This is a genomic window from Streptomyces sp. NPDC029139 (genome assembly GCF_055564335.1).
The window spans coordinates 798,282-808,701 of sequence record NZ_JBVHWN010000002.1 but is presented as its reverse complement, the minus strand read 5'-3'; the positions used below and the strand labels follow the sequence as shown (position 1 = coordinate 808,701).

The 10,420-nt window shown below is 72.1% G+C and carries 7 protein-coding genes; 3 read left to right on the top strand and 4 right to left on the bottom strand.

Translation table 11 applies throughout. From position 1 onward, the window contains the following. Window positions 1–131: 131 nt before the first annotated feature. Window positions 132–395 carry a protealysin inhibitor emfourin gene (locus ACZ4VW_RS07845; RefSeq protein WP_467959545.1) on the bottom strand — a complete coding sequence of 88 codons (264 nt, stop codon included), beginning with the start codon at window positions 393–395 and terminating at the stop codon, window positions 132–134. 12 nt (window positions 396–407) lie between these two features. After that, window positions 408–1,469 carry a M4 family metallopeptidase gene (locus ACZ4VW_RS07840; RefSeq protein ID WP_467959543.1) on the bottom strand — a complete coding sequence of 354 codons (1,062 nt, stop codon included), beginning with the start codon at window positions 1,467–1,469 and terminating at the stop codon, window positions 408–410. Between the two features lie 320 nt (window positions 1,470–1,789). Here ACZ4VW_RS07840 and leuA point away from each other — a divergent pair, with 320 nt between their 5' ends. After that, window positions 1,790–3,547, top strand: coding sequence for a 2-isopropylmalate synthase (leuA, locus tag ACZ4VW_RS07835; RefSeq protein ID WP_467959541.1), 1,758 nt, complete (start codon window positions 1,790–1,792; stop codon window positions 3,545–3,547). Between the two features lie 212 nt (window positions 3,548–3,759). Next, entirely contained in the window at window positions 3,760–4,482 is a 723-nt protein-coding gene (locus ACZ4VW_RS07830; RefSeq protein WP_467959539.1) for a TerB family tellurite resistance protein, read from the top strand. A 43-nt stretch (window positions 4,483–4,525) separates the two neighbouring features. Here the strand turns inward: ACZ4VW_RS07830 and ACZ4VW_RS07825 are convergent, their stop codons facing one another. Continuing rightward, window positions 4,526–5,956 (bottom strand): FAD-binding oxidoreductase, encoded by a 1,431-nt coding sequence (locus tag ACZ4VW_RS07825; protein WP_467959537.1) that lies wholly within the window; start codon window positions 5,954–5,956, stop codon window positions 4,526–4,528. 100 nt (window positions 5,957–6,056) lie between these two features. Beyond that, the gene (locus ACZ4VW_RS07820; RefSeq protein ID WP_467959535.1) at window positions 6,057–8,084 is read right to left on the bottom strand and encodes a LuxR C-terminal-related transcriptional regulator; all 2,028 of its coding nucleotides are present in this window, start codon (window positions 8,082–8,084) and stop codon (window positions 6,057–6,059) included. 232 nt (window positions 8,085–8,316) lie between these two features. Between ACZ4VW_RS07820 and ACZ4VW_RS07815 the strand changes: the two genes are divergently transcribed. Continuing rightward, window positions 8,317–10,395, top strand: a complete 2,079-nt coding sequence (locus tag ACZ4VW_RS07815; RefSeq protein ID WP_467959533.1) for an MMPL family transporter — start codon at window positions 8,317–8,319, stop codon at window positions 10,393–10,395. Window positions 10,396–10,420 lie beyond the last annotated feature (25 nt).

The window sequence follows — 10,420 nt, the reverse complement described above, 5'->3', positions numbered from 1 at the left end:
GTCCAGCCGTTTGCGCCCCCGCAACGACTCGGGGAGCAGCGGCCGGACGAACTCCCACTCGGCATCGGACAGTTCATGGCGACGAATCACACCACTATGATCCACCAGCGATGATCATTTGAAGACACTGCCTAGGCGCCTTCCTTCAGGACCTTCGTGATCAGCGCGCGCTGCGACTCCGTCAGGCGCGGGTCGCCGCAGCGGATCGTCTCGCCGTCGACCGTGATCTCGTACGCGAAGCCGTCCGGCACGCCCCGGACGTCGCTGTCGCCCTCCCGGAGGACGGTGGCGGCCAGGGCCTGCCACTCCCCGGAGTCCGGCCGGCCGGAGGTGTCCACCTCGGCCGACCGCTCGATGCCCGCGAAACCGCCGGTGCGCCGCACTCGAATACGCATGCCCCAGGTCTATCAGTCCGTCGGGACCCCGACAGCCGTCCATGCCTTCCGTACGGCCTGAATCTCCGCCCCGTCCCCGTACCGCGCCTTCGCCGCCTTCGCCGTCGCCCGCGCGAACTCGGCGAACCGGGTCTCGGGGCTGAGCACTCCCCCTGTCATCACGTCGTACCAGATCTGTCCCGCCCGCTCCCAGGCGTTGCCTCCCAGCTCGGTCGCCGCGAGGTAGAAGGCGTGGTTGGGGATGCCGGAGTTGATGTGCACGCCGCCGTTGTCGCTGCTCGTACGGACGTAGTCGTCCATGTGCGCCGGCTGCGGGTCCTTGCCGAGGACGTCGTCGTCGTACGCCGTGCCCGGCGCCTTCATCGAGCGCAGCGCCACGCCCTGGACGTTCTCGTGGAGCAGGCCCTCGCCGATCAGCCAGTCGGCCTCGGTGGCGCTCTGCCCGAGCGTGTACTGCTTCACCAGCGATCCGAAGACGTCCGAGACCGACTCGTTGAGCGCCCCGGACTGGCTGAAGTACTCCAGATTGGCCGTGAACTGCGTGAAGCCGTGGGCCAGCTCGTGGCCGATCACGTCCACCGGCACGGTGAAGTCGAGGAAGATCTCGTCGTCACCGTCACCGAACACCATCTGCTCGCCGTTCCAGAAGGCGTTCGCGTAGTTCCGGTCGTAGTGGACGGTCGCGAGCAGCTTCATCCCGGCGCCGTCCATCGAGTTCCGCCCGTAGACCTTCATGAAGAGGTCGAAGGTGGCGCCGAGGCCGGCGTACGCGCGGTTGACGGTCGCGTCGTCCGTCGCCTCCGCGCCCTCCTCGCGCACCACGACGCCGGGCAGGTCGGTGCCGTGCTCGGCGTCGTACAGCGTGCGCCGGGGCTTCGCCGCCTCGTCCGGGGCTGTCCGCTCGGGAGGGACGGTCGGCGCGGCGAGGCGGCGCGCGGTCCGCTGGGCGGCGTCGGCGACCAGGGTGTGACGGGCGGTCGCGGCGATCGCCGGGTTCCCGGACCGGGCCAGGTGCTCCAGCAGGTGCGGGGGCACGATGGAGCAGAAGACAGGGTGGTGCGTGGGGGAGGTCATGCCTGCAATGTGGCACTGTGTCATCGGGCTGTCACTAGCTGCGAACATGATCCGCGAAATGGAGTGATTCGTCACTCTTTCGTATTGACGATCTGATCGTCCCGCATACTGAAACAGGACGTCCGGACTCCGCCGTCCTGAGCTAGGCTGCGGCCCATCATGCGTTTCGGGCTGCTTCTCCTTAGCTGCCGCGGTGAGGGCCTGTAGTCGTAGGCCGACCCCCTCCCCGCGGGACCTGGTGCTGCGTTCGACAGTCGGCCTCCCCCGAGCTCTTCGAGCAGGGGGGACCCCCACTCCGCTGGACCGAGGAGCCCTACGCCATGTCTCAGCCCGTTGGCCGTCCGACGCCCATCACCAACGCCACCCAGATGCAGAAGCCGTCCGGGATGCCGATCCACAAGTACGGCCGGTACGAGGCCGTGCACATCCCCGATCGCACCTGGCCCGAGCAGCGCATCACCAAGGCGCCCCGCTGGCTGTCGACCGATCTGCGCGACGGCAACCAGGCCCTGATCGACCCGATGAGCCCCGCCCGCAAGCGCGAGATGTTCGACCTGCTGGTGCGCATGGGATACAAGGAGATCGAGGTCGGCTTCCCGTCCTCCGGTGAGACCGACTTCAACTTCGTGCGCTCCATCATCGAAGAGGGCGCGATCCCGGACGACGTCACCATCTCCGTACTGACCCAGGCCCGCGAGGACCTGATCGAGCGGACCGTGGAGTCCCTGGTCGGCGCCAAGCGCGCCACCGTCCACCTGTACAACGCCACCGCGCCCACCTTCCGCCGGGTCGTCTTCCGGGGCTCGAAGGAGCAGATCAAGCAGATCGCCGTCGACGGCACCCGCCTGGTCATGGAGTACGCGGACAAGCTGCTGGGCGACGAGACGATCTTCGGCTACCAGTACAGCCCGGAGATCTTCACCGACACCGAGCTGGACTTCGCCCTGGAGGTCTGCGAGGCGGTCTGTGACGTCTGGCAGCCCGAGGAGGGGCGCGAGATCATCCTGAACCTGCCCGCGACCGTGGAGCGTTCGACGCCGTCCACCCACGCGGACCGGTTCGAGTGGATGTCCCGGAACCTGACCCGCCGCGAGTACATCTGCCTGTCCGTCCACCCGCACAACGACCGCGGTACGGCGGTGGCGGCCGCGGAACTGGCGATCATGGCCGGCGCCGACCGCATCGAGGGCTGTCTGTTCGGCCAGGGTGAGCGCACCGGCAACGTCGACCTGGTGACGCTGGGCATGAACCTGTTCTCGCAGGGCGTGGACCCGCAGATCGACTTCTCGCAGATCGACGAGATCCGCCGCACGTCCGAGTACTGCAACCAGATGGAGGTCCACCCGCGCCACCCCTACGCGGGCGACCTGGTCTACACCGCCTTCTCCGGCTCCCACCAGGACGCCATCAAGAAGGGCTTCGACGCCATGGAGGCCGACGCGGCCGCCGCCGGCAAGACCGTCGACGAGATCGAGTGGGCGGTGCCGTACCTGCCGATCGACCCGAAGGACGTCGGCCGCTCGTACGAGGCCGTGATCCGGGTCAACTCGCAGTCCGGCAAGGGCGGCATCGCGTACGTCCTGAAGAACGACCACAAGCTGGACCTGCCGCGCCGGATGCAGATCGAGTTCTCGAAGATCATCCAGCAGAAGACGGACAGCGAGGGCGGCGAGGTCACCCCGGCCGCCATCTGGTCCGTCTTCCAGGACGAGTACCTGCCCAACCCGGACAACGCCTGGGGTCGTATCCAGCTGCGTTCCGGCCAGACCACGTCCGACACCGACGGCACCGACACCCTGACCGTCGAGGCGGTCGTGGACGGCGTCGACACCGTCCTGACGGGCTCCGGCAACGGTCCTATCTCCGCCTTCTTCGCCGCCCTGCAGGCGATCGGCGTGGACGCCCGGCTGCTGGACTACCAGGAGCACACGATGAGCGAGGGCGCCTCCGCGCAGGCCGCCTCGTACATCGAGTGCGCCATCGACGGCAAGGTCCTGTGGGGCATCGGCATCGACGCCAACACCACCCGCGCCTCGCTGAAGGCCGTCATCTCGGCGGTCAACCGCGCCGCGCGCTGACATCGCGGACCCCGCGAGAGCGGTGCCCCGCATCCCCCGAGGGGGCGCGGGGCACCGCTCTCTCCACCCCTGGGGGTGATCCCAGGGGGGTGCGGTCGGGCGCGCGGTAAGCCCTTGCGGCGGTGTCGCGTCTCGGCCATGTCGGTGGCGTTCTGACGACGGGGTGCTGACGCCACATCACAGATGTGGTTAACATCACGCCCACGTCGGCAATGCTGCCGGTTCGTCGAGGGAGGTACGGGATGCGGTCTGCCCGGGAGTCACGTAGTCGAAAAGTGGGCATCTGCGGCATTCGCACTTCCTGGAACACCGTAGGCGACGGGGAGTTCTTCTGCGAGGAGTGCGGCGGCGACCGCAACTACCGCCGCCGGACCGGACGTCGGCGCTTCGCCGTCCTGGGCGTCCCGGTACTGCCCCGCGGGCACGCCGGACCGGTCGTCGAATGCGCCGCCTGTCACACCCACTTCGGCACCGACGTCCTCGACCACCCGACGACGAGCCGCTTCTCCGCGATGTTGCGGGACGCCGTGCACACCGTCGCCCTCGCCGTCCTCGCGGCCGGCGGCACCTCCTCCCGTACGGCGGTGGACACCGCGGTCGCGGCGGTCCGCGCCGCCGGCTTCGACGAGTGCACCGGCGTCCAGCTCACCGACCTCGTGGAGGCGCTGGCCGCCGACACCGGCCGCTTCCTGCCCGACGAGGGCAGTGGGGGCGCGGCCCTGGCCATCGAGCTCCACGAGGCCCTGGAGCCGCTCGCTCCGCACCTCGCCGCCTCCGGGCGCGAGTCGATCCTGCTCCAGGGAGCCAGGATCGCCCTCGCCGACGGGGCGTACAGCCCGGCGGAACGGGACGTGCTCCACACCGTCGGCAACGCGCTGGCGCTCTGCGCCGACGACACCGCCCGGCTGCTCGCCACCGCCAGGACGCTGCTCTAGGGGTGTCTTGTCGAGCCCGGCAAGATCGACGCGACAGCTTCCGTCACGGCGCGATGTTGTGATTGAGGCGGAACAGGTTGCCGGGGTCGTAGCGGCGCTTCACCGTCCGCAGACGGTCGTAGTTCTGCCGGTAGTTGGTCCGCACCCGGCTCTGGTCGTCGGTGTCCATGAAGTTGATGTATCCGGCCTCCTCGGTGTGCGGCCGCAGGTCCCGGGCGTACGCCCGCGTCCAGGCGATGTTCGCCTCGTTGTCCGCGGGGTCGGTGTGGGTCGTGCCGAACGCGGCGGAGAAGGACGCGTCGCGGTAGGCGAACGCGGTGTCCTCGGGGCCGACCCGGTGGCACGCCCCGTCGATCGGGAAGATCGCGGTGTCGCTCTCCATCGAGGGCATCGTCTCCCCGTAGCGCATGTGCACGTCGATGGCGCCGTCGCTGAGATCGCGGCTGAAGTTCCCCTTCCAGTAGTGGTACAGCCCCGGTGGCAGCTGCTCGTCGAAAAGCGTGTTGATCACCGGGTACGGCATGCGCTCCACGAACCGGCCGACGACGGGTCCCAGTTCCTCGAGGAGCGCGAGCACCCTCTCGTCCTCGGTGGCCGGGCCGCTGAAGCAGGTCATCAGGCCGCAGATCGGACGGCCGTGCCAGCGCTCCGGCAGGAACGGCATCTCGGGCCCGAGAGCGACGACCAGGATCGTGTTGAGCTCCACGGGGGCGTCGGCGTTCATGTCCCGCCAGCGCCGGGCCACCTCCGCGTCGAGCGGATAGAAGACGGCGCCGCCCAGGATGTCGGACACCGGGTGCAGGCGGTGGACGAGCGAGGTGGCGACGCCGAAGTTGCCTCCGCCGCCGCGCAGCGCCCAGAACAGGTCCGGATGCCGCTCGGCGTCGCAGGTGAGGAGGGCGCCCTCGGCGGTGACGACATCGGCCTGGACGAGGTTGTCGCAGCTCAGTCCGTAGCGGCGGGCGAGGTTGCCCATGCCGCCGCCGAGGGTGAGACCGGCGACGCCGGTGGTGGAGACGACCCCGCCGGTGGTGGCCAGGCCGAAGGCGTGCGTGGCGTGGTCGAAGTCGCCCCAGGTGCAGCCGCCGTCGGCCCGGGCGGTACGGGCCACGGGATCGACGCGGACCGAGCGCATCCGGGACAGGTCGATGACGAGACCGTCGTCGACGGTGCCGTGGCCGGCGACGGCGTGACTGCCGCCGCGGACGGCGAGCGGGAGCCCGTTGTCCCGGGCGAACAGGACGCCGGCGATCACGTCGCCCGCGTCCACGGCCCGGACCACGGCGGCCGGGCGGCGGTCGTGGAGGGCGTTGTAGACCCGACGGGCCTCGTCGTACGACGGGTCGCCGCGGACGACGACCTCGCCGCGGACGGCGCCGCGCAGGGCCTCCAGGGGCAGGCTGCCGAGGGGCGGGGTGTCGGGGTGCGGGGTGTCGGTCGGGCGGGCGGTGGTGGGTGCGTGTGTGGTGTTCATGTACCCGTTCTAGGCCGCGGGGGACGGTGCGGGCATCGCCCGAACCACCCACATCCGCGGAGGGACGGGGATGGGCGATACGGCCCATGGCGGGCGCGGCCTACGCCCGGGTTCTGACCAGACCGTGCGCGTAGGCGTAGGCCGTGGCGGCGGTACGGGAGGTCACGCCCAGCTTGGCGAAGATGTTGTTCAGGTGCCGGGCGACCGTGTGCTCGCTGATCACCAGGGCCTGGGCGATGTCCCTGTTGGTGCCGCCCTCCGCCACCAGCCGCAGCACCTCCGCCTCCCGGCCGGTCAGACCGCCGGGCAGCCGGCGGCGCAGCCCCGTCAGCAGGGCGGCCGCGCGGCGGGCGTCGGGGACGGCGCCCAGCCGCTCGAACGCCGACCGGGCGGCCGCCAGCTCCAGCCGGGCCGCCTCCTCGTCGCCCGACGCCCGGTCGGCGGCGGCGAGCAGCATCCGTACCTGCGCGGCCTCGTACGGGACACGCAGTTCCAGCCAGCCGGCCAGCGCCCGGCGCAGCGGAGGCAGGGCCGGCTCGTGCCGGGCGAGCGCGAGGGCGCCACGGGCGGTGTCGGCCAGGGCGCCCAGGAGTGGCGCCCCGCCGGAGAGCGCCGCCAGCTCCGTGACGGCCTCGGCGGCCCCGTCCGGGTCCCCGACGGCCAGCGCCACCTCCGTGCGGGCCGCGAGCAGCCGGGCCCGGCCGAGGAGGTCGTGGCTCGGGTCGCTCTGACAGGCCAGCGCCAGTTTTAGGCCCGTGACGGCGGCGTCCGCCTTGCCCTGGGCGAGCCGGAGCAGAGCGAGCCCCGGCTGCGGGATCCGGCCCAACTCGTGGGCGTGGGCGTAGGAGACGGCGGCGGCGTCGAGCCGTCCCTGGCGGCGCCGGATCTCCCCGGCCGCGTAGTGCGCCGCGGCGGCGACGTCCAGGCTGTCCACCGGCACCTCCGCGCACACCCGCGCGGCCTCGGCCTCGGCCTGCGACCATGCGCCGAGCAGGTCGAGCACCTCGACATGATGAATCCGGCACAGGCCCCGGAAGGGATTGTCGGTGAAGGCCGCGGGCGGACCGGTCGTGGGGCCGGTGCCTGGTCGAGGGCGGCCGGTCGTGGGGCCGGGGGCCGGTGGAGGGTGGCCAGTCGTGGGGCCGGGGCCCGGTGGAGGGTGGCCGGTCGTGGGTCCGGGGGCGGTCATGAGTCCGGGGCCCGGCATGGGGCCGGGGGCCGGCGGGGTGGGGGCGGTCGTCAGCGCGGGGACGGCAACGGGGCCGATGCCCGGGGACTCCGCACCGGCCGCGCCCGGTGCCTCGGTGCGACCGGAAGCCCGCCGCGCCGAGCCGACCGCCTCCACCCCGACCGTCTCCGCGCCGTCCGTCTCCGCGCCGTCCGCGGCGGCGGTCCTCGCCCGGACGTGCTGGGACCAGGGCACCTCGCACCACGCCATCGCCGCGTCCGTCCATTCCACCGCCCGGCCGAGGTCCGCCGCCTCCATGCACTGGGTGAGGGCCAGGCAGAAGAGCCAGCCCGTGAACATGCCACTCAGCTCGCCCGCCGTGACCGCGCACATCGCGTCGTCGAGGAGGGCGAGGCCCTCCGTCCTCCGGCCGTTCGCCAGGAGGACCGAGGCGTGGGCCTGCCGGCTCAGGGCGATCAGGTCCGGGCTTCCGGAGTCACGGGCGAGACGTTCCATGCGCCGCGCCGCGGCGAGAGCCGCCTCCGGGTCGCGCCGTTCCTGGGCCTCCTCCGCGTCCGTCCACGCCAGGAAACACTGTTCCGGGCACTCCGGTTCGTCCTCCAGGTGGTGCCGGGACCGGTGCAGCCAGCCCGCCGCCGCCGCGGGCCGCCCCAGACAGCGGTACTCGAAGGACAGCCACCACGCCACCTGCCCGGCCCCACGGTGGTCGCCCGCCGCCACGTACCCGGCATGGGCCCGCAACCGGGCCGCGACCGACTCGTCCACGTGGCCCGTCCACCAGGCGGCGTCGGCGAGGAGATCCAGGTCCTCGGGGGCGAGGGCGGCGGAGGGGTGCCGGTCGGCCTCACGCAGCAGGACGTACGCCTCGGCCCATGACTCCCGGGCCGCCGCTCTCCGCGCCCGCTCGACGGCGGGGGCCTCTTCGACGGGGACGGCCATCGCCGCTCACTCCCTTTCCCGTCCTTCCAGAGTAGGAGCGCGCGGGGGAGTGTGCCCGCTCCCGGCACGTACCGCGGCCGGCCTCCCGTCACGTACTCCCCGGAGAGTACCGACCACGCCCGTACCGCCCCCGGCAGTAGGCCGCAACTCGACCGCCGGGCCGACGAATCCCCCCTGGTCCGGCGGGAGTCTGGGAACGACCCGGACGACAGACACAGGAGGGAGGCCCGACATGGGGGCCCCGAACAGGACCGTCGGTGAGCGCAGGGGGCGGAAGGCCGTCCCCTGGGGGGTGCTCGCCCTGTGGGTGATCGTGATCGCCATCGCCGCACCCTTCGCCGGAAAGCTCGGTGACGTGCAGCGCGACCGCGCCGTCGACTACCTGCCCGCCGGCGCCGACTCCACCCAGGTCGCCGAGATCACCGCGCGGCTGCCCGGCGGCGACTCCACCGACCTCGTCCTCGTCTACCACCGCGACGGCGGACTGACACCGGCCGACGAGGCCACCGCCGCCCGCGAGGTCTCCCGGGTCGCCGCCGAACATCCGCTCAGCGCCACACCGCGACCCGTCCCCTCCGAGGACGGCACGACCCTCCTGTACGCGGTCTCGAGCACCGCACCCGGGCAGGACGAGGAGGCCAGGGACGCGTTCGTCACGGCCGTCCGCGCCACGGTCACCGGCGAGGTCGGCGGGCCCGGCGCCCTCGCCACCGACGCGGGCGAGGTCTACAACTCCCTCGACGGCCCGCTCCTCTACACGACCGTCGCCGTCGTCGCGATCCTGCTGATCGTCATCTACCGCAGCCCCTTCCTCTGGCTCGTCCCCCTGGTCGTCGCCGGAGTCGCCGACTACCTCTCGATGGCCGTCACCTACGGCCTCCACCAGGGCTTCGACATCAGCGTCTCCGGCCAGAGCACGGGCGTCATGACGATCCTCGTCTTCGGCGCCGGCACCGACTACGCCCTCCTGCTCGTCGCCCGGTACCGCGAGGAACTGCGCCGCGTCCCACGCCCGTACGACGCGATGCTCGCCGCCCTGCGGGGCTGCGGCCCCGCCGTCCTCGCCTCCTCCGGCACCGTCGCCGTCGGCATGCTCTGTCTGCTCGCCGCCGACATGAACAGCAGCCGGGGCATGGGCCCCACGGCCGCCGTCGGCGTCCTGTGCGCGCTCGTCGCCATGATGACGCTGCTCCCCGCGCTCCTCGTCGTGCTCGGCCGACGGGTGTTCTGGCCGCTGGTCCCGGCGTACGGAAGCTCCCCCAAGGCCCCGCGCCGCTCCCTCTTCGCCGCCATGGGCAGCTCCGCGGGCCGCCGCCCCCTCGCCGTCCTGCTCACCGGAGCGGCGGCCCTGGCCGCCCTCGCCCTGGGCACGCTCACCCTGCCCGGTGCCCTCAAGCAGGAGGACTCCTTCACCTCCACCCCGGAGGCGGTCACCGCGATGAAGACGCTGGCCGCCGCGTACCCCGAGATGGGCACCCAGCCGATCACGGTCGTCGCCCCGACCGCCGGTGCGCCCGGTGCCCTGCGGACCGCCCTCGCGACGGGGGGTGTCGCGAATGCCGAGCGGAGCCGCAGCGGTGACGGCTGGACCGAGATCTCCGTCATGGCCGCCCACCCGCCCCAGTCCGCCGCCGAGACCGCGACCATCAAGGAACTGCGGCGGGCTCTCGGTGACGGGGTGTACGTCGGCGGGCCCAGCGCGGAACAGCTGGACATGCGCGACACCAGCGCCCGCGACCGGAACATCGTCGTCCCGCTCGTCCTCGCCGCCGTCCTGCTCATCCTGATCGCGCTGCTCCGCAGCCTGGTCGCCCCGCTGATCCTGATCGGCGCCGTCGTGGCCGTCTGGGGCGCGTCCCTCGGAATCGGCGGACTGGTCTTCGAGTCGGTCTTCGGCTTCGAGGGCACCGATCCCGGTCTCGCCCTGCTCTCCTTCGTCTTCCTCGTCGCCCTCGGCGTCGACTACGGCATCTTCCTGATGCACCGGATGCGGGAGGAGTGCCTGAACGGTACGGAACCGGGGGCGGCGGCCCTGACCGCGCTGCGCACCACCGGCGGGGTGATCGCCTCGGCCGGACTCGTCCTCGCCGCCACCTTCGGAGTCCTGATCAACATGCCGATGGTGCAGCTGGCCGAGCTGGGCTTCGTCATCGCGGTCGGGGTCCTGCTCGACACGTTCCTGGTCCGCACCTACCTCGTCACCAGCGCGAGCGTGCTGCTCGGCAGGAAGGTGTGGTGGCCGGGCCCCCTGGCCAAGGCGCCGGAGCCCGCCGTCGGTCAGGGTCCGGAGCGGACTCCCGTACGGGTGTGATCAGGGACGGGCGGGGGTCGTCCCG

Coding starts and splice junctions, on each gene's coding strand:
- ACZ4VW_RS07845 (WP_467959545.1), bottom strand. CDS start 395: ATGCGTATTCGAGTGCGGCGCACCGGCGGTTTCGCGGGCATCGAGCGG.
- ACZ4VW_RS07840 (WP_467959543.1), bottom strand. CDS start 1,469: ATGACCTCCCCCACGCACCACCCTGTCTTCTGCTCCATCGTGCCCCCG.
- leuA (WP_467959541.1), top strand. CDS start 1,790: ATGTCTCAGCCCGTTGGCCGTCCGACGCCCATCACCAACGCCACCCAG.
- ACZ4VW_RS07830 (WP_467959539.1), top strand. CDS start 3,760: ATGCTGCCGGTTCGTCGAGGGAGGTACGGGATGCGGTCTGCCCGGGAG.
- ACZ4VW_RS07825 (WP_467959537.1), bottom strand. CDS start 5,956: ATGAACACCACACACGCACCCACCACCGCCCGCCCGACCGACACCCCG.
- ACZ4VW_RS07820 (WP_467959535.1), bottom strand. CDS start 8,084: ATGGCCGTCCCCGTCGAAGAGGCCCCCGCCGTCGAGCGGGCGCGGAGA.
- ACZ4VW_RS07815 (WP_467959533.1), top strand. CDS start 8,317: ATGGGGGCCCCGAACAGGACCGTCGGTGAGCGCAGGGGGCGGAAGGCC.